Source organism: Mesorhizobium qingshengii, from assembly GCF_900103325.1.
In the GTDB taxonomy this organism is placed as follows: Bacteria; Pseudomonadota; Alphaproteobacteria; order Rhizobiales; family Rhizobiaceae; genus Mesorhizobium; species Mesorhizobium qingshengii.
The window spans coordinates 115,456-134,431 of the sequence record NZ_FMXM01000002.1 but is presented as its reverse complement, the minus strand read 5'-3'; the positions used below and the strand labels follow the sequence as shown (position 1 = coordinate 134,431).

At 62.0% G+C, this 18,976-nt stretch carries 25 protein-coding genes; all 25 read left to right on the top strand.

What is annotated here, in order from left to right:
- Positions 1-9 precede the first annotated feature (9 nt).
- The 25 genes from BLS48_RS00650 (at position 10) to BLS48_RS00530 (ending at position 18,975) form a co-directional block, all read left to right on the top strand.
- Positions 10-810 carry a phage head morphogenesis protein gene (locus BLS48_RS00650; protein ID WP_091574702.1) on the top strand — a complete coding sequence of 267 codons (801 nt, stop codon included), beginning with the start codon at positions 10-12 and terminating at the stop codon, positions 808-810.
- 223 nt (positions 811-1,033) lie between these two features.
- Complete coding sequence (locus BLS48_RS00645; protein ID WP_091575604.1) at positions 1,034-2,998, top strand: ATP-dependent nuclease; 1,965 nt, start codon at positions 1,034-1,036, stop codon at positions 2,996-2,998.
- Positions 2,999-3,331: 333 nt separating this feature from the next.
- The gene (locus BLS48_RS00640; RefSeq protein WP_091574699.1) at positions 3,332-4,489 is read left to right on the top strand and encodes a phage protease; all 1,158 of its coding nucleotides are present in this window, start codon (positions 3,332-3,334) and stop codon (positions 4,487-4,489) included.
- Positions 4,489-4,899, top strand: coding sequence for a hypothetical protein (locus BLS48_RS00635; RefSeq protein WP_091574697.1), 411 nt, complete (start codon positions 4,489-4,491; stop codon positions 4,897-4,899). Before BLS48_RS00640 ends, BLS48_RS00635 begins: the two co-directional genes overlap by 1 nt.
- A gap of 8 nt (positions 4,900-4,907) precedes the next feature.
- A complete protein-coding gene (locus tag BLS48_RS00630; protein WP_091574695.1) occupies positions 4,908-5,801 on the top strand; it encodes a Mu-like prophage major head subunit gpT family protein in 894 nt (297 codons plus the stop codon).
- Positions 5,802-5,906: 105 nt separating this feature from the next.
- Complete coding sequence (locus BLS48_RS00625) at positions 5,907-6,395, top strand: HI1506-related protein (RefSeq protein ID WP_091574693.1); 489 nt, start codon at positions 5,907-5,909, stop codon at positions 6,393-6,395.
- Between the two features lie 2 nt (positions 6,396-6,397).
- Positions 6,398-6,616, top strand: a complete 219-nt coding sequence (locus BLS48_RS00620; RefSeq protein ID WP_091574690.1) for a hypothetical protein — start codon at positions 6,398-6,400, stop codon at positions 6,614-6,616.
- Positions 6,613-7,044: a gp436 family protein gene (locus BLS48_RS00615; RefSeq protein ID WP_091574689.1), complete on the top strand. Its 432-nt coding sequence runs from the start codon at positions 6,613-6,615 to the stop codon at positions 7,042-7,044. Before BLS48_RS00620 ends, BLS48_RS00615 begins: the two co-directional genes overlap by 4 nt.
- Positions 7,044-7,634 (top strand): phage virion morphogenesis protein, encoded by a 591-nt coding sequence (locus BLS48_RS00610; RefSeq protein WP_091574686.1) that lies wholly within the window; start codon positions 7,044-7,046, stop codon positions 7,632-7,634. The genes BLS48_RS00615 and BLS48_RS00610 overlap by 1 nt, the downstream gene beginning before the upstream one ends.
- A complete protein-coding gene (locus BLS48_RS00605; RefSeq protein WP_091574685.1) occupies positions 7,631-8,068 on the top strand; it encodes a phage tail terminator protein in 438 nt (145 codons plus the stop codon). The genes BLS48_RS00610 and BLS48_RS00605 overlap by 4 nt, the downstream gene beginning before the upstream one ends.
- Before the next feature lies 1 nt (position 8,069).
- Positions 8,070-8,261, top strand: a complete 192-nt coding sequence (locus tag BLS48_RS00600) for a hypothetical protein (protein WP_091574682.1) — start codon at positions 8,070-8,072, stop codon at positions 8,259-8,261.
- 3 nt (positions 8,262-8,264) lie between these two features.
- Positions 8,265-9,191: a phage tail tube protein gene (locus BLS48_RS00595; RefSeq protein WP_091574680.1), complete on the top strand. Its 927-nt coding sequence runs from the start codon at positions 8,265-8,267 to the stop codon at positions 9,189-9,191.
- Between the two features lie 49 nt (positions 9,192-9,240).
- Positions 9,241-9,615, top strand: a complete 375-nt coding sequence (locus BLS48_RS00590) for a hypothetical protein (protein WP_091574679.1) — start codon at positions 9,241-9,243, stop codon at positions 9,613-9,615.
- Between the two features lie 83 nt (positions 9,616-9,698).
- Positions 9,699-10,019, top strand: coding sequence for a DUF1799 domain-containing protein (locus tag BLS48_RS00585; protein ID WP_167364894.1), 321 nt, complete (start codon positions 9,699-9,701; stop codon positions 10,017-10,019).
- Entirely contained in the window at positions 10,016-12,457 is a 2,442-nt protein-coding gene (locus tag BLS48_RS00580) for a phage tail length tape measure family protein (protein ID WP_091574675.1), read from the top strand. The genes BLS48_RS00585 and BLS48_RS00580 overlap by 4 nt, the downstream gene beginning before the upstream one ends.
- Positions 12,457-13,110, top strand: a complete 654-nt coding sequence (locus BLS48_RS00575) for a hypothetical protein (protein ID WP_091574673.1) — start codon at positions 12,457-12,459, stop codon at positions 13,108-13,110. The genes BLS48_RS00580 and BLS48_RS00575 overlap by 1 nt, the downstream gene beginning before the upstream one ends.
- Positions 13,107-13,721, top strand: a complete 615-nt coding sequence (locus BLS48_RS00570; protein ID WP_091574671.1) for a DUF2163 domain-containing protein — start codon at positions 13,107-13,109, stop codon at positions 13,719-13,721. Before BLS48_RS00575 ends, BLS48_RS00570 begins: the two co-directional genes overlap by 4 nt.
- Positions 13,714-14,124: a DUF6950 family protein gene (locus BLS48_RS00565; protein WP_091574668.1), complete on the top strand. Its 411-nt coding sequence runs from the start codon at positions 13,714-13,716 to the stop codon at positions 14,122-14,124. Before BLS48_RS00570 ends, BLS48_RS00565 begins: the two co-directional genes overlap by 8 nt.
- Positions 14,121-16,715, top strand: coding sequence for a phage tail protein (locus BLS48_RS00560; protein ID WP_091574665.1), 2,595 nt, complete (start codon positions 14,121-14,123; stop codon positions 16,713-16,715). Before BLS48_RS00565 ends, BLS48_RS00560 begins: the two co-directional genes overlap by 4 nt.
- Positions 16,715-17,113, top strand: a complete 399-nt coding sequence (locus BLS48_RS00555) for a hypothetical protein (RefSeq protein WP_091574663.1) — start codon at positions 16,715-16,717, stop codon at positions 17,111-17,113. Before BLS48_RS00560 ends, BLS48_RS00555 begins: the two co-directional genes overlap by 1 nt.
- Positions 17,110-17,505, top strand: coding sequence for a hypothetical protein (locus BLS48_RS00550; protein WP_091574660.1), 396 nt, complete (start codon positions 17,110-17,112; stop codon positions 17,503-17,505). Before BLS48_RS00555 ends, BLS48_RS00550 begins: the two co-directional genes overlap by 4 nt.
- The gene (locus BLS48_RS00545; protein ID WP_091574658.1) at positions 17,506-17,952 is read left to right on the top strand and encodes a hypothetical protein; all 447 of its coding nucleotides are present in this window, start codon (positions 17,506-17,508) and stop codon (positions 17,950-17,952) included.
- A 12-nt stretch (positions 17,953-17,964) separates the two neighbouring features.
- Entirely contained in the window at positions 17,965-18,345 is a 381-nt protein-coding gene (locus BLS48_RS00540; protein WP_091574655.1) for a hypothetical protein, read from the top strand.
- Positions 18,326-18,658: a hypothetical protein gene (locus tag BLS48_RS00535; protein WP_091574653.1), complete on the top strand. Its 333-nt coding sequence runs from the start codon at positions 18,326-18,328 to the stop codon at positions 18,656-18,658. Before BLS48_RS00540 ends, BLS48_RS00535 begins: the two co-directional genes overlap by 20 nt.
- Positions 18,655-18,975, top strand: a complete 321-nt coding sequence (locus tag BLS48_RS00530) for a hypothetical protein (protein WP_091574650.1) — start codon at positions 18,655-18,657, stop codon at positions 18,973-18,975. Before BLS48_RS00535 ends, BLS48_RS00530 begins: the two co-directional genes overlap by 4 nt.
- The last annotated feature ends 1 nt before the right edge of the window (position 18,976 follow it).

The window sequence follows — 18,976 nt, the reverse complement described above, 5'->3', positions numbered from 1 at the left end:
ATCCGGCGAATGGAAGCCAACCTGACGCCGGTACCGCCGCGCGACGCGATCGCCGCGCTGTTTGCAAGAGGCCAGCGGCTCGATCCGGAGTTCTCCTGGCTGGACACATGGCAGGCCGCGCATGCCCGCAGCTTCACCGTCGCGAAGTCGGCCGGCTTCGACATCCTGGACGACATCTACAAGGGCCTATTGAAGGCGCTTTCCGAGGGTAAGACCTTCCGCCAGTTCGCCGCCGAGCTGACGCCGCTGCTCCAGGAGAAGGGCTGGTGGGGCCAGCAACCAGCCTTCGACCCGCTGACTGGAGAGACGCGCTGGTCGCAGCTCGGCAGCGTCAGGCGCCTGACCACCATATTCGACGTGAACATGCGGGTGAGCTACGCCGCCGGCCACTGGACCTCTTTCGAGCAGAGCAAGGCGGAGCGGCCGTTCCTTCGCTATGTCCATCTAGAAGGCCAGGAACATCCCCGGCCGCTGCACCACATCTGGCACAATACGGTGCTGCCGATCGATCATCCCTGGTGGAACACCCATGCCTGCCCGAATGGCTGGAACTGCCATTGTACCCTGCAGAGCCTCTCCCAGCGCGATATCGACCGGCTGCTGCGTGAGGGCGAGAAGCTAAAGTTCGAGCCGGTGGCCGGTGTCATGCGCTCCTATCAGAACAAGCGCAACGGGGAGATCACCACCGTGCCCGACGGCATCGATCCGGGGTGGGCATACAATCCTGGCAAGGCTGGCTACATCGGCGTGATCGAACACGATCTGGCACGGAAGACGGGTGCCTCAGAGTGGGTGCGATCCACCACGTAATACCGCCCATCCAAAAGTCGCCCAACAACCGCGCCTGCCCTGGGTCAAATCCAATGACTATGAACCGCGTCCGGAGTGAAGGTTTTGCGGCGGCCACTTACCACGTTCGCTTCTTTGATCGGCACACGCATTGCGAGAGACAGGCCGCCCAGTCATAGTGAGGCCATTAGAGTTCGATCTCTTCATTGGTCAAATTGATCGGCATAAGGGCGGGGACGAAGGCATGAAACTTACGGAGTTTAGAGTTCGCGAATTTCGGAGTATCTGGGATTCGGGGCCAATCAAAGTCGATAACCAGACGACCTGCTTCGTTGGAAAAAACGAAGCAGGCAAAACGACAATCTTAGACGCACTCTATCGTACCAATCCCATCCGAAAGGCGGATGCGGTCTTCGATGTGACATACGATTATCCAAAGCGCGAGGTTGAGGATTATCGGTTCGCCGTAGAAAATGGTGAGCGAGACGAGGCAGTAGTCGTTGAATGCCGGTACGAACTGGATGACGATGACGCCCGGGCGGTCTCGTCCATTTTCGGGCTCAAGGTACTCAAGGACAAAGCAGTTACTCGAAAGACATATTACGGCAATGACCAGAGCAAGTTCTTGCTGATAGCCGATGATGCCGCAGCGCGAAAGCACCTTGCCGATAACCCAGCCTTGCCGGAAGACCTCAAAGCGAAGCTGACACACGCTCCAGATTGGGCCATATTCGCGACTACCCTCGACACAGCGGAAGCCACGGAAGCAGTCGCTTCGCTTAAGGCGCTTGTAAAGAAGGTCCAAGAAAAGGGCCTTAGCCATTACGTCTTCAATTCGTTGGTTTGGCCGCGCGCGCCGAAGTATCTGTATTTTGACGAATATTATCAGATGGAGGGGCAGGCGAATCTGAATGCGCTGATCGCCCGTGAGGACGCGCAGACTCTTGCGGATTCGGATTACCCGCTGATCGGCCTTATCAATCTTGCTCGCCTCGACCTTCGTAAACTCGTCGCCACGACTAATACCACCGAACTGAAAAATAAATTGGAAGGCGCTGGCAATCATTTGACAACGCGTATCGTCAAATATTGGTCTCAGAACCGGCACATTCAGATGAGGTTCGACGTTCGCGATGCGAGACCTGAGGACCCAGAAGGTATGCGCGCTGGCGTCAACGTGTGGGGTGAGGTTTACGACACCGTTCATTGGGCCACCACACCCATGCGGAACCGCTCGCGTGGCTTTGTCTGGTTCTTCTCCTTCTTAGCCTGGTACGAGGACATCAAACGCCAGAAGCAGAATGTGATCCTCTTACTCGATGAGCCGGGGCTATCGCTGCATGGGCGCGCTCAGGGTGACTTGCTCCGCTATTTCGAAGCTGAACTATCCGGTCACCAGCTTCTCTACACGACGCACTCACCATTTATGATCGATTCGACGAAATTCGAGCGGGTCCGAATTGTTCAGGACCTTGGTATCGATGCCAGCCAGGCGCTTCCGAGAGGGGAGGACGGCACGAAGGTTCTGAGCAACGTTTTCGATGCGACCGAAGACAGTCTATTCCCGCTGCAAGGAGCGCTCGGGTACGAAATTCAGCAAACTCTCTTTATCGGCCCTAACTCTCTCATCGTTGAAGGTCCCGCCGACATGCTCTTCTTGCGGGCTGTGTCAGCCGAGCTTGAGCGCGAGGGGCGCATCGGTTTGTCTGAGAGGTGGGTCCTCACCCCGGTGGGCGGAAGCGGAAAAGTCCCGACGTTCGTGGCGCTGCTCGCACCGCAGAAGGGCATGAATGTCGCCACGTTGCTCGACATACAGAGGAGCGACCGCCCATTGATCGAGGACCTGTACAAGAAGAAGCTGCTCAACAAGAAGCAGGTCTCTACCTATGCAGATTTCAGCGGAACGGACGAGGGAGACGTGGAAGACATGTTCGATCGCGATTTCTATGTGCAACTCGTCAACGCGGAATTCGCCAAACAGCTTAAGGCGAAGATCGCTTCTTCGAAGCTCAACGCGAAGGAGCCTCGGATCCTTAAGGCAATCGAAGCGTGGCTTGCCGAAAATCCGCTCAAGTCAGGTGCATTCGGACATTACAGGCCCGCTCGCTATTTCTCTGAGAACGTGACCGCGCTATGGCCGAGCGTGTCGAATGTAACAAAGGATCGCTTTGAAGCGGCCTTCAAGCACCTCAACAGCCTGTTGAAGTAGCGACTCGCGATATTCAGCGTATCTCGGCCATTGGCGGGAGCCAGCTGGTTGAGTTTTGACCCTAGGGGCGCCCCACTTGCCGCGCGAAGGAGTGTTTCGCGCTGTAGACCCGTTCAAAACCGATTTCAGGGCCTATCCGGCCGCGAGCGAGGCAGTAACGAAGACGAATTTTCAGACAGCCTTGCCGGTTGCCCAGCTGTCGGCTACCGTTCGCCTGCGAATTCGGCGGCCGACCTGTCCGCTCACGTCCCGCCGGTTCGAACCTCCAACGGCCAACCACCGCCCGCCTTCGCGGGCATGATTTGAGGGCAACAGCCGGGCCAATGTCCGGCGATGCACAACGCACTTGCCGCACTCCTTTCGGCCTCCCTGGTCGCCTCCCACTCGACTGCGCTGACCGCAGCCGATGCGGAAGATGACAAATGGGTGCAGCTGACGCCAGCAGGCACATTCTCCGGACGCAACGGGCAAGGTCCCTGGACCACGGGCGACAAGGCGTCGATGGAACGGATCGTCGCCAACACCCGTCAGTATGCCGGCTCGACCGATCTCGCCATCGACTATGACCACCAGGCGGTATTCGGCGCCGTGCCCGGCGTCGGCGGCAAAGCTCCGGCCGCCGGTTGGATCAAGGAGTTGAAGGCCCAGGACGACGGCATCTATGGCCGCGTCGAATGGACCGCAGCGGCGGCGACAGCGATCAAGGCGAAAGAGTACCGCTATCTCTCGCCCGTCTTCTTCCACGAAAAGACCTCCGGCCGGGTGCTCGCCATCCGCATGGCCGGTCTCACCAACACGCCCAATCTCGACCTGATCGCGGTTGCAGCGAGTGCACTCTTCCCCCTCAACAACCAGACCGGAGATAGCATGGACAAGATCCTTGCGGCCCTGAACCTCGCCAAGGGCACGAACGAAGACGACGTCGTTGCCGCCATCAATTCCTACCTGACCAGTAGCACGGCGATCGCCAAGGCTGCCGGGCTCACCGATACCGCCAAGCCGGACGAGATTGTGGCGGCGGTGAACTCGATCGTCGCCGATCGGACCAAGTTCGCCGAGGCCGCCGGCCTCGCGGCAACCGCCAAGTCCGAGGAGATCGTGACGGCAGTCCAGTCGGCGATCGCCGGCAAGGTCGACCCCTCCAAGTTCGTTCCGGTCGCTGCCGTGACCGAGCTGCAGACCAGGCTGAACAAGCTGGAAAGCACGGTCGGCGACGACAAGGCCGAGGAAGCCGTCAACACGGCGATGAAAGCTGGCAAGCTGATCCCGGCGCTGAAGGATTGGGGCCTGGCCCTCTTCAAGTCCGATCCGGCCAAATTCGAGACGTTTGTCGGCTCGGCGCCGGTGCTGACCGACCCGCAGCTGAGGACGCCGAGGAAGGGCGAGACCGTAGAGGCGCTCGACGAGGCGCAGCTCGCCATCTGCTCGGCCTTGGGCATTGCTCCGGCCGAGTATCGCAAAACCATAGCCGCTGAACAGGAGGTACGCTGATGGCCGCGCTCACAAAGGGCCGCAACACGCTGGAACGCTCGGGCGATATCACCGAGCCGCCGGTGAAGGGTGCCACCAAGATCTTTGCCGGCGGCCTGGTGGCCATCAACGCGTCCGGCCTCGCGGTCCCGATGGCGACCGTAACCACGCTCGTCGGTCTCGGTCGCGCAGAACAGACCGTTGACAACTCGGCCGGCGCCGATGGTGACAAGAATGTCCGGGTCGGACGCGGCATTTACAAGTTCGCCAACTCTTCCGCTGGTGACCTGATCACCCGCAGCGACATTGGCGCCACGTGCTACGGCGTCGATGACCAGACTGTCGCCAAGACCAACGGAACCAACACGCGCTCACCTGCCGGCAAGATCCACGACGTGGATGCTGATGGCGTGTGGGTCAAATTCAACTAGGGGTCACCATGAAGATCACGTCCGCTGCCCTCGACGCCCTGCGCGTCGGCTTTAAGACCACCTTCCAGGCCGGCCTGGGTGCTGCTGCTTCTCAGCAGGCTCGGGTCGCTATGAAGGTAAACTCCACCAACAAATCGGAACGATACGGCTGGCTGCAGAACATTCCCGGCATCAGGGAATGGATCGGCGACCGCCTGGTCCAGAACCTTGGCGAGTACGACTACGAGATCAAGAACCGGCCGTTCGAACAGACCATCGGCGTCGATCGCGACGACATCGAGGACGACAGCCTCGGCACCTATGGGCCACTGTTCCAGATGATGGGCGACAACGTCGCCTTGTTCCCCGACACGCTGGTATGGCCGCTGCTGAAGGCCGGGTTCACGACCAGCTGCTTCGACGGGCAGTATTTCTTCGACACCGACCACCCGGTCATCCAGGCGGATGGTTCGACGGCCTCTGTCGCCAACACTGACGGTGGCGCCGGCACACCCTGGTTCCTGCTCTGCACGAAAAAGCCGATCAAGCCGATCATCTACCAGGAGCGGAGGTCATTCGATTTCGTCTCGAAGGACAAACCTACCGACGACAACGTCTTCAACCAGAAGAAATTCCTGTACGGGGTCGACGGTCGCGCGAATGTCGGCTTCGGCCTCTGGCAGCTCGGTTGGGGTTCCAAGCAGACGCTTGACGCGGCCCACTATGAGGCGGCGCGCGCCGCCATCGGTAGCTTCAAGGCCGACTACGGTCAGCCGCTCGGCCTGGTTCCGGACCTCTTGGTGGTGCCCTCCAGCCTCGAAGGCGCCGGCCGCAAGATCCTGCAGTCGCAGCTGGTCAACGGTGGCGAGAGCAATCCGTGGGCCGGCACGGCCGAGCTGCTCGTGGTTCCCTGGCTGGCCTGATCGGCTCCACTCCGAATTCGTACCCCCGCCGGCTCCGGCCGGCGGGTCTTCGATAAGCAGCCCTGGGAGGCTGTTTTTCAAAGACCCGAAAACGAGGATTGAACGATGGCAAAAGCGTTGCGTGAAGCGAAGGCGAAAGCCCCCAAAATGGTGGCTGACGCCGCCAAGGAAACATCCGGCCCGGAAGCGGCAGGAGCTGCACAAGGCCAGGATGCCCCGTCGTCGGGGGCGGCGACGGGGACGAACTCCACCCATGAACCCCCGCAGAGCGATGACCAGGGCGGAGCTGGCGATGGGGCCGGCTCCGCAGGCTTGCTGACGTTGGATGATCTGGAGAAGCGTCTGGGAACGGCCGAGGGCGAGTTTCGCTCCAAGTTTCCGCGCATGGCCGCTGCGATCGACGCCTGGCAGGCAGCTAGCGCCGATGGGGATGTGCCGAGCGGCATTCGTGTCCGTTCGAAGATCGACGGGTTCCGCCGCGCGGGCATCGCCCACTCAAAGGCGCCGGTCGAGCACCGGATGGAGGCATTCAAAGGCCCCGAGCAGCTGGAGGCCCTCTTTGCCGAACCGAACCTGGTCGTGGAGCTGATCTGACCGTGCACGTCTTCCTGCCCATCTGGCTGGTGCCGCTTTCGCTCACGGTCCTGATCTGGGCCGGTGCGATCTTCTGGCCGACTGCCGGAAACGGCACCAACGCGTATCCGCCGTTTGGGCTGATCGTTTCGGCGCTCCTGCGGTTTGTCGTAGCCGCCGCCGGCACGATCCTCTGCTGGGTCGCATATTTCATCTGGTTTTTCGTGGCGGGCGCCCGATGAGCTATGCGGTCAAACAGGATCTGATCGACCGGTTCGGATCAAGCGAGCTGACCCAGCTCACCGACCGCACGAACATTCCGCCGAGCACGGTGGATGATGTGGTTGTTGGCCGGGCACTTGCGGACGCGGACGGCGTGATCGACGGCTACATCGGCAAGCAGTACTCGCTGCCGTTGTTGGTTGCCCCTCCGGTGTTGGTGAAGGTTGCCGCCGATCTCGCGCGCTACTTCCTGCATGGCGAGGCGGCCGACAAGGACAGCCTGGTCACCCGCAACTACTCCCTTGCGCTCGCCTGGCTGAAGGATGTCGCCAAAGGCCTGGTCTCGATCGACGATGGAGGCCAGATGCCAGAGCAGGCCGGCGGCGGTGCGATCCGCGCCAATCCCTCGACCCGCGTATTCCGCCGCGACACTCTCAAGGGACTGTGATGGCGACCAAAGGCATCCAGCTACGCCTCGTCGACCAGGCCGTGCTCGCTACACTCGACCGGATCGAGCACCTGGCCGCCAAGCCCGGCGCGATCATGTCGGCGATCGCCGCCTACCTGGTCACGGCTACCCAGCGACATTTCGAACGTGAGACCGGCCCGAATGGCAAATGGCAGAAGCTAAGCCCGCGTACGGCCGCCAAGCGCAGCGGCCGGGGCACGCGCGGCTATGGACACATGCTGCGCGTGACCAACCGGCTCTATAGCTCGATCACAGGCGAAGCGACCGACACAGAAGCCGCTGTCGGCACCAATCTGCTTTATGCTGCCATTCAGCAGCTCGGCGGCGAAGCAAATATCCCGGCGCGCGAGCAGGATCTCCATTTCGGTAAGACCAATCGCGGCCGGCGCTTCGTCAAGGCATCCCGCAAGCGCAAGGAAACCGTCCGCGTCTCGATCGGCGCGCACAGCATCAGCATTCCGGCGCGGCCATACCTCTATGTCGATCAAGCCGACCAGGCCGAGATCCTGCAGATCGCCGAGGATGCTTTCCGCGCGGAGGCCGATGCCCATTCCGGAGCCCGGCCATGACACTCTCGTCCGAATTTCAGCAGCGCCTCCGCGACATCAATCCGCCGATCTTCCGGATGGTCGAAGGTGCGGCGGCTTTTGCGGCGCTGAACGGCGAACCGAAGGCGACGCCGGCGGCCTTCGTGCTGGTCGAGGAAGAGCAGAGCAGTCCGAACGAACGCATGACCGGCCGGCTGGCCCAAAGATGCGAAGCGGATGTCGCCATCATCATCGTCACCCGGAACGTTTCGGACGGAACCGGTGGCGCCGCCGCCGAAGACAACGAAGCAGTGAAGGCCAAGGTGCGCGAAGCGCTGATCGGTTTCGAGCCAGCCACGGTCAACAATGCCGATGTGGTCGAGCACATCTCGTCCAACCTTCTCAAAGCCAAGAACGGATACGTCTGGCAGCGCGAGCTGTTCGGCGCCGGCTACTACCTCGTGGAGAAAACCTGACATGGCGCAGATCACGAAGCCGCTCGCGGGCGGCAGCTACATCCGGGGCAAGGACGGCAGCCTGAAAAAGGTCGCCGGGACCGAGGCGATCATTGCCGTCCCGCTAGCGGACCCTGACAAGACCGCTGCTCCGGTGCAGACGTCCGAAACCGGCACGGCAGTGCCGGCCACCACGCCCAGGAAGGGAAAATAGCTGATGGCCATCCGCCGCTTCAAGAAACTCGCCGCCCTGCTCAAGATGGAAACTGTCTACGGCACCGATGCTGTCCCGACGGGCGCGGCCAACTTCATCCAGCTCAGCGACGTGACCTTCACGCCAATGGCCGGCGATGAGGAGGCCCGCAATCTCTTGCAGCCGAAGCTTGGTCACCAGGGCATCTATCTGACGGGCAACTATATCCAGGCTCAGTTCTCGGTCGAGCTGGCGGGCTCCGGAGTGCTTGGCACTGCGCCTGCCTACGGTCCTTTGCTTCGCTCGGTCGGTTTCGCCGAGACGATCACTGCGGCCACCGACGTGCAATACGACCTGGTCCACGACAGTTTCGAGAGCAGCGACCTGTATTGGAACGAAGACGGCGTCAGACACATCGGGCTTGGTGGTCGCGGCACCGTGACCTTCGGCTTCACGCCGAAGCGCATTCCGCGCATGCAGTTCACGATGAAATTCCTACAAGGGACCATTGCCGACACGGCATTGCCGGTAGTCGACAAGTCCAAGTGGATCGATGCGGTGCCGGTCTCGAAGGCCAACACGACAATGTCTCTGCACGGCTGGTCGGCGATCGCCGAGAGCTTGAACCTCGATCTCGCCAACCAGGTTGTACCGCGCCATCTGATCGGCTCTGAAAGCATTGAGATCACCGACCGCCAGGCAACCGGCACTGCAGTCGTGGAAGCGAAGTCGCTGGCCACCATCGACTGGTTCTCGATCGCCGGGGCTCACACGAAGGGCGCCCTGGCGCTGACGCATGGGACCGTTGAAGGCAACGTCGTGTCGCTCTCAGCCGACGCCGTCCAGATCGGCCGGCCTGCTTCGGGCCAGACCGACAACATCCGCAACTATTCGCTGCCGCTGATGCTCACCAGCCTCGGCGCCAACGAGCTGAACCTCACCATCACCTGAAGGCGGTTTGTGCCGCCTTTCAAACGCCCTTCAAAGCTTGGGAAAATCCATGAAGTTCGCCCCGACCGCTGAATACACCTACTGGTGGCCGATCAAGATCAAGATGCCGAGCTCGGACAAGTCGGGCTTGTGGATCACCGAAACGTTCGAAATGGAATTCGCAGCGGTTAACTCGGACGAGGTCGACAGGATCTTGGAAGAGATCAAGGCCATGAAGCCCGAGGACCAGACCGAACACGCGCACGATCTTCTGCTCAATGCGAGCCGTGATTGGCGCGGCGTCGTCGATGGCGACAAGAAGGCGATTGCCTTCGACCGTGAGATGCTGCGTGCGATGCTGAAGGCCGGCCCATGGTACCGCCAGGGCATCTATCAGTCGTACAGCGCATCGCTGGTCAGCGACGGGGCGCGAACGGGAAACTGACGGAGGCCGCGCGCGCCTGGGCATTGTCGAGAACCGGTCAGACCGATCCGACAACCCCAACGCGGCCTGATCACCAGGCGCGCATGGACGCGGAGGCGCTGGGCGTTCCAGCCGAGAGCCTGCCCGAAACGGCTGAGAGCGAAGAGACCGAAGTGTTCAAGGTTTGGGACATCAACATGCCGGTGGTTCGTTTGTTTCTCGGCTGCGAGACGCAATGGCGCATCGTTGCGCGTGGCATGGACGGCATCCTTCACTATGTCGGCATCGACTATGCCGCCGCATCCGCGCTCCTCGAGGCGCGTCCGCGCGGCGAGCAGCGGAAGCATCTCGCCTGGCGGATGTTCGAGGATCTCCGTGAAATGGAGCACGCCGCACTGCCGATCTTGAATGGAGCCGGCCGGTGACACTCAACCTTGCCCTGGTCATTTCCGGCGAAGCTTCGGGCGCGAAAGCTGCGGCGGATCAAACCGCGACGGCTGTCCGCACCGTAGGCGTCGCGGCCACGGAAGCTTCCGCAGCCATGGTCTCGGCTGAAGGTCAGGCCGAGGCTGCGGCGCGGCGCGTCACGGACGCGTTGACCACTCAGACTGCTGCCCAGCGGGCCGTTGCAACGCAGTCCGCCTCCAATGTCGTCAGCATAGGCAACGCTTCCAAGCTGACCGCCAATCAGCTGCTCAATCTGTCCCGCCAGGGCAACGACGTCATCACGATGTTTGCCCTGGGCGCGCCGCCGATGCAGATTTTCGCATCGCAGGCCGGGCAGATCTACGATGCTCTGGAGCAAGGACCCGGCGGCATCAAAGGGTCGCTCAAGGGGATAGGCGAAAGCCTGCTTGGGCTCATCACCCGCTTTCCAATTGCCACAGCGGCAATTGCGGCTGCCGGCGTGGCGTTCATCACTTATGAAATGTTTGCTGAAGCCAAGATCAAGTCGGTCAACGAAATCCTGAAGCAGCACGAAGCCAACATCCACCGGCTCGGACCTGCATATGAGGAGGCCCTCAAGGGCATTACAAAATATGCCGACGAAAGCGAGAGATTGGCAAATCTCCGCCTTAGGACCGACGCTGCCGACGCCCTGAAAACGCAGGCCGACGAGGCCACAAAGGCCATTGAGAACATCGTCAAATCAGAGGGAATATTCTCGTCGAGGTTCTCTGGCGCCAAGGGCGCGATCGATGATTTCATGGCTTCGATCAAGGCCGGTAATCCCGACGCGGTGAAATTCCAGGAGACGATCGCCAGTCTCCGCGACTCCGGCCAAATCACTGAAAAGGTCGCGCAGGATCTGATCACTGCCTCTAACGCCGCGTATGAGGCACAGCGGTCTCTTTCGGGCATCAGCGGTAACGTCGACGCCGTGGCAAAGGCCATTGCTGACATGTCGCGTGCCCTCGGCGCCGACGCCTTGTCCGCTCTATCTCAGCTGTCGACCGAGCAGCGCAAGTACGTCCAGACGCTAATCGACCAGCTGAACAGGGGGCAGATCACCGCCGACCAATTCAAGGCCTCTCTCCAGTCTCTGTCTGGGGTGACGCCGGACTTTTCTGGCGCGATTGATCAGGTTTCCGGTCTGGCTGATCAGTTGGAGCGTGCTCACGCTGCCGCAGCTGGCTTGGCCAACACCACGCCACGCCAGGACCGTGTCGGCTATAACCGGATGGACGACGCTCAGTCGCAGTATGGCGACGCCTTGGAGATGTGGCGCCGGTTCGGATACGACAATGACTCCAAAATCGACACGAACAAGCCGAAGAAGGTCCCAAAAGCTTCCACCGCAGATCCCTACCGCGACATTCTGAAGAGCGCGCAGGATCGCATCGATCAGATGAAGGTCGAGCTGCAGCTGACCGGTCAGGTCGGCGTCGCGGCCGACACGCTCCGCAACTACCAAGAGCTCCTCTCCAAGGCCACCGACAAGGGACGCTCGATCGGCGAAGCACAGAAGGCGGAACTGCACGATCGCGCCGAGGAAATGGCGAAGCTGGCGGCGGCCACGGCAGGCGCGAAAGTGCAGCAAGATCTGCTGTTCGATCGCCAGCAGATGTTTCGGTCGCCGACTGAGCAGGACGTGTATTCGACGTTGCGGTCAGCGAACATTGATCCGGCCTCGGCCACCGGCGAGGCCATCGCTCAGCAGATCCGGTACAATGATCTGCTGAAGGAGAGCCGCGACCTGGCCGGCGACTTCGCCAGCACCCTGATCGGCGGCCTTCGCAATGGCGAGAACGGCTGGCAGGCGATGGGCGACGCCGCGCTGTCGGTGCTCGACAAGATCACCGACAAACTGCTGAACGAAGTGCTGGACGCCCTCTTTCAGATCAACAGTGCCGGTGGCGGCGGCGGCGGCATCCTGGGTGCGCTCGGGTCTCTTTTCGGGCTTGGCGGCGGCGGGTCGGCCGGATCGAACCCTGGTTCGGTCTCCGACCTCCTCTCCAGTTCATGGAGTTTCGACAGTGGCGGCTACACCGGCCCCGGTCCGAAGAACAGGCCGGCCGGCGTCGTCCATGCCGGCGAAGTCGTCTTCAGCCAGGACGATATTGCACGGGCCGGCGGCGTCGGCGTGGTCGAGGCCATGCGGCTCGGCCGGCGCGGCTACGCCAGTGGCGGGGTCGTCGAGGGCGGCATGGCGATGCCGGCGACGGGGACCTATGGCGGCGGCGCCACCTGGTCTGGCGGCAGCCCTCAACCGCAGCGGGTCGTGCTTCACATAGTCAACGAAGAAGGGCCGATGTTCCGGACAACCATCCGGCAGGAAAGCCAGGACGTGGCTGTCCAGGTCGTCCGGGGCAACGACCAGGCGCGCGCCGACTACTACGACGCCGGAGGAAACCCGCGCTGATGGCCACAATCATTGACCTTCCCGATATCGTCGGCTGGGAGAAATGCGACTTCGATCCCGTCGTCGTTCGCACCACCGACCGCATGGAAGGCCGGCGAACCGAGGGCGTGAGGATGCCGACCGGCTATTGGACGGCCTCTTACACACCCGGCTACCTGTTCCCGCGCGACATGGGCAAGATGGACGCCTTCATGATGTGCGCCGGAGACGACGGCGAGTTCTTCCGAGGCTATGACGTGTTCCGGCCGCGCCCGATCCTGATGGATGCAGGCGTGCCGCTTTCCGGCGTCAAGGCCGGCGGCGGCGCGTTCGACGGTACGGCCGAGCTTCACACGATTACCGATAGCCGCACCGTCGTCATCTACGGCCTGCCAGCAGGCTTCCAGTTGTCCGAGGGCGACTATGTGGAATTTCGCCAAAGCAGCCAGTCGTCCTCGTTGCATCGTATCAGGCTGCCGGCCACAGCTGACGGCGCTGGCCATGTCACGCTCTCGATCAAATACGGTCTTGATACTGAGAACTTCACGACGGCGGCGATAGCGCGTTTCGAGAAGCCGTCCTGCCTGATGCAGATCGATCCCGGCTCCTACAAGGGAACCAAATCGAAGACGAACCGACGTCCGACCTTCACGGCCACGGAGATGTTTCCGTGAGCACGAGCCTCGATCCGGCCGTCCAGGCCCTGGTCGACGATGGCCAGTTCGTCCGCCTGGATCTCGTCCGCTTCGATCTTGCGGGCAAAGGAGCCGTGCCGCCTAAGACGGTCGGCTATCACCGTGGCGGCCGGCCGTTCACGTTCAATGGCCTGACCTACCTTCCTAACCGCTGGTTGGCGCCTGGCGCGTTCACCTCGGCCGTAGGACCGTCGCCGACCAAGCGCACGATCGTGTTTTCCTACGCGCCGACGGTCAACCCGGACGACGCGATCGCCACGATCCGTAGCTACAACTATCTGAATGCGCCGGTCATCATCACAGTGCTGGCCGGAGATCCTGCGACCGACCAGGTGGCCGGTGTTCTCACCTCGATCATCTACCGCATAGACGCGGTGCGGTTTCCCCGAGGAGCCGCCGACAAGAACGGACAGCGGTCGCTGACCGTCGAGATCGACCTGGTGCCGCCCGGCCGTTCGGTGCGGGGCTCGACGCTGGTCAAGATCAGCCCGGCTGATCAGAACTTCGACAACGACCCCGCCGACACGTCGCTGGAGTACGTCGCCACCAACGCCAAGATCCAGGAAGAATGGGGGCAGCGCAGTGGCTAACCGTTTCCAGACCGTCGATGCGACCCTTCGGGCCGAACTGGCCAAGCCCTATGTCGAAGGCGAGAGCGACTGCTTTTTTCTCGGCTGTCGGATGGCCGATGCGCTCGATCCGGCGCTTGGCCTGGTGAAGAAGTACTGGCGCGCCTACACGACGATCCTGGGCGCACAGAAGGCCTTGCGCAAGCGTGGCCACAAGACCCTGGCCGATCTGTTCAGCACGCACCTGACGGCCTGTGCGCCCGCTGAAGCCCAGCTTGGCGACATCGTTATCCTGCAGCTCGTCGATGGCCAGCATGTCGGCATTTGCCTGGGCATACGCTTCGTCACCAAGACCAGCGCCGGGCGCTCCTATCACTTCGTCGCCGACTGTGTCGCCGCGTTTCGAACGGGTGACGCCGCATGATCTTTACACTTATCGGCGGCCTGATTGCCGGTGCCCTATTCACAGCTGGAACGGTCGCGTTCACCCTCGCGTCGACCCTGATCTCCGGCGCGCTGGCCTTTGCGACGCGGTTGGGCATCAGCTACCTGCTGCGGCCGAAGGCTCGGAAATATTCGGCGGTCCAGGGCGAAAGCCAGATTGGTGGCTCGGCGCCGGTGTCCACCCTCTACGGCATCGGCAAGATCAGCCAGGCGCACCGGCTCTTCTACGCGAAATATGGCGAGGGCAATAAGTTCAACGCCGAGGTCTGGCGCCTGGCCCACGGCCGGTGCGACGGGCTTGAGCCCTACGTTTTCTTCGGCGGCGCGAAGCACAATTTGGTCGAGGCCGACCCGATCGTCGGCGGCAATGAGGTCAAGCACTACCACGTCGAGAATTATGGAGACCTGATCTCGATCCGCTTTTATGACGGTCGCCCCGGCCAAGGCCCCGATGTGAGGCTGGTCGCCAAGACCGCGGATCTCGGCCAGACATGGAAATCGACCAGCGTGTGCGCCGGCATGACCTATGTCGTGTGCGAAATGAAATACGACCAGGACAAGTTCCCATCCGGTCGGCCGTCGATCGAGTGGGTGCTCCGTGGCCTGCGCGAGTACGACCCGCGCAAGGACAGCACCGTGGTTGGCGGCTCGGGCACACAGCGCCTCGACGATCCGACGACATGGCTGCACACACTAAACCCGGCCGTTCACCGGCTCAATTACGAGCTGGGCCTGAAGGGCATGATATCGGGCCGCACACTGGTCGGCATGGGCAAGACCCTCGGCCAGCTGGATCTCGCCAGCTATTTCGCATCGATGAACGTCGCTGACGCTCTTCGGGGCGGCAAGCCGACCTATCAGTGCAGCCTGTTCGTCAACTCCGACGATGACCACACCCAGATCCTCGCCGAATTCGAGGACGCTCTGGCCGGCTATGCCGTCAACCGGCGTGGTCTGTCCGGCGTCATCGCGGGAGCACCGCAGATCCCGGTGATGGAGATCACCGCCGACGATATCCCGCTCGATCGGCCGCGACCGGACACCCAATACGACAAGTCCGCTTCCGACCTTTACAACCAGCTTTCCGGTCAGTTCACCTCGATCGAGAGCCAGTGGGAGGCCGCGAGCCTCAAGCCGATCATCGTCAATGATGACATCGCCGCCGATGGCGCGCCACGCGGCACGTCGAACGACTTCCTGCAGGTGACCGACCCCGACATCGCTCAATACCTTCTTACGATCCGCTATCGCCAGAACCGCAAGGGCGGGTCGCAAACCCTGCCGGTCAGTCGGCGCGTCGGCCTGGCGGCGATGGAGGGCGAGTGGGTCACCTTTGAGGGCGTTGACTGGCTCATCACCAAGTCTCAGGTCGACGAGCAGTTCCGCTACACGCTGGCGCTGACTGAAACCGGTGCCGACATCTACGACGACGGCGCGATCGAGCCCGGCCCGATCATCGTTGCCCCAAGCCCTCCGATCAACCCGGCCATCCTGAGCACGGTGCAGGATTTCGCCATCGAGGTCGGCACCATTGCCGGGTCTGATGGACAGGAAGTACCGTCGCTGCGGTTTGCCTGGACGCCGCCGGCCGATCCCACCATCACCGAGGTGCGGTTCTTCTACTTTATCGGCCTCGATCCGACCGGCCAGGTCATCTACCAGGATAAGTGCTCGACCGCTGAGGATGGCATCTATGAAACGTCAAAGGACGTGCAGCCGGGCGTGTTCTACACCGGGCGCGCCACCATCACGACGGTTCCCGATCGCTTCAAGACGTTCACGCCGTGGCTGACTACGGAACACGCGACCGGACCTGTCCAGATCTACCCACCCGGCCTCATCGACCAGATCAACCAGACTATCGACGAAGGCCTCTACGGGGTCGGCCAGGCCGCGCGCGATCTGCAAAACCAGCTCATTCGCAACACCCTTGCGACGGTCGAGCAAGATGGCCGCAACGTGCTCGACAAGCAGGAGCTGCGCACCCTGCTGGTGGCGCATGTGGCCGGGTTCGACGCGAAGTACGAGAACATCACCACGGTGCTGGCCAGCGATGTGGACGCGGTTTCGCAGCGGGTTGAAACCACCGAGGCGGCGCTGACGGGCTATACCGGCATCAACGCGATCGCCACCGCCTTCAGCGCGCAAGCATCGGCCATCAGCCTGGTTGACGGACGGGTCACCGCCACCAATGACCTGCTGGATATTCTTGACGCCACGGTCGGCAACTTCTCTGCGTCGGGGCGTTTCCGCGTCAACACGACCGCCACGGAAAGCGGCGCTGTTTCGACCATTGCATTGAGCACCTCGGCGACTGACGGCGGCGCGACCGCAACCGCCGCCATGCTGATGTCGGCGACGGCCGGCGGCCAAAGCACGATCGGGTTCCTCGCCGACCTGGTCTATTTCCGAGACGCCGCCGGCAACGCGGAATACCCGTTCGCCTTCACGGCCGGCCAGCTCCGGGCGAACTTCGCCAACATCGGCACGATCATAGCCGGCCTGATCAAGAGCCCAGACAACCGTTACGTCTTCACCGTCGCCCTCGGCCAACATGAGTGGTTTGACTGATGTCGCGCGGCTTCCTGGACGACATCGCTGGATCGAAGCGCCTGCGGATGGCCATCGCGGGCAAGAATGCGCGCGACATGTCGTTGCCGACCAATCACGTCGCCTTCGACAGCGACTGGCTCGGCGCCGCCGGCATCGCTCTCACAGGGACGTTCACGATATCGGCCAACGCCTCGCCGAACACCAGCTTCGTCACCTGGGCGACCCTTGGCGCCAAGCCGCTTGCCGAGATCGCATTCCTGAAATCCGGCTTCTACACGAACATTGCCGATGGGGATTTCGGCACCACCACCAGCGTCACGCTCATCGTGGGACCGACTGGCATCACCGGCGACTGCAAGAACCTGAACTATCCCGTCGTGGTTGCCTACGTCATCTACAGGATCTTCCCGACATGAAGCGCGGAAAGATCAGCCTCGGCTCACCTTTGGTCTTCCGGATCTCGAAGCCCACCTTCGATGTGGACACCGCCGCGCAGGCGGATCTGTTGATCCACGAGAGCATCTTCCTGTCGCAGATCATCCAGTCCGGCACCGTCGCAAATCCGGGCGGCCCCTCGTACACGGCGACCATCGCCATCGACCCGTCGCTGGTGAACCCGATACCGATCGTCTACCCGATCTACGGGGGAAATGTCGCCTTCCCGGCACCGATGGCCTATCTCAGCGGCATCATGACGACGATCCACACGAACGTCTTCTGGAGCGTCTCGGCCGGTGTTTTGTCCATAGTCTTTTCGTCGATCACACCATCCGCCAGTTACGCGATCATCAGGCAGGAGACGCCGTAGATGCCTCGCGCGCGGTGGGACAAAACAGGCATTGCCATCGCCCGCGAGGGCTTTGACATCGATACTGCGTCCCAGTCCAACATCCTCTTCAATTCGAACTCTTCGACGCGCAGGATCTATCTGCAGGGGACGATCGCTTTCGGCGGCGCGGTCAGCATCGGCCCGTTCAACAACCACTATCAAAAGAGCACGGTGACCTTCCCAACACCCTTCGCGAAGGCGCCCCAGGCGCTGGTCGCCGTCAAGGATAACAACCTCAATCTTCACCTGATCCCCACCCAAGCCATTGTCGGCGGCCAGACGGTTTCCAGCACTTTCTGGGAATTCTACGAGCCAGTGATTTGCGCGATCACCTTCACGGACAGGCTGGAGCTTTACACGCGCTATGCGCTGACAGCGACGCTTTCGACCTTCGCATATTGCGTCTTTGAAAACTCAACGGACTGAGGAGCCGGATCAATGATCATCATCCATGACGAAGCCGGGCGGGTGCAGCAGACCTTGAGCATGTATCCAAAGGGCCACGGCAAGCACCTGCAAGAAACCGGTGTCGGTTTCGTCGTCGTCCTGGCTATCCCGCCGGATGCCTATTCGGCCTGGCGTGTGGTCGACGGCCAACTGGTGCCTCGGCCGGCATGCGAAGCCGAGGTGAGCGTCGCTGGCCGCGTCATTTCGCTGGCCGACGTGCCGGCCGGCTCGACCGTCACGGCCTCGATCGACGGCACCATAGTTCAGATCGAGGACGCCTCGATCGAGATGGACGAGGCCGGCCCCGTCACCATCCGCATTTCCCCGCCCTGGCCGATCATGGAGGCAGTCTATGACCTTGAAATTGAGTAGGGCCGACACGCTTCGACCCGAGGCCGAGGACCGTATCGACCGGGTCTACGCCAAGAAGATCAACGATCTCATCGGGCCGCTCGGAAGGCTGCATCAGCGCAAGGCAGAACGGGCGATCCTCGGGCGCGATCTGGCCGGGCCGCTCATTGTCGACGAGGCCGATCGGCTGGCCATCATCGCTGCCGCCACCAAACAAGACGCGGCCGTTGCCGCCCTCGATGTCGAGCGTCGTCGGATGAAGGCCGCTGTTCGGGCCGCGAACACGGCGGCCGAGATCAAGGCTGTCCTCGCAAAACTGGAGATCATGCAATGAGCGAACCCAAGCAAGTGCAACTGGACCCGCTGGTTGTCTTGAACCAGACGGCGCGCTTGGCGGACATCGACCGCGAGGCATGGCGCAATCACATCATGCTGCTGGCGCAGCGGGAATACGAACTCGCCGTTCTGAACATGCGGCAGGCGGAGGAGATCGCTCGGCTCAGAAAGGCGCTGAGCGAAGCGCTTGGTCAGCCACCGGAAGACCCTACGGCCTCGTCGGCCGAGGAGACTTCCACCACCTCCCCACCCCAGAAAACGGAAGCGGAGCAGCTCCAAGCGATAAGACGCCACGCTATGGGCGAGGACGACTGAG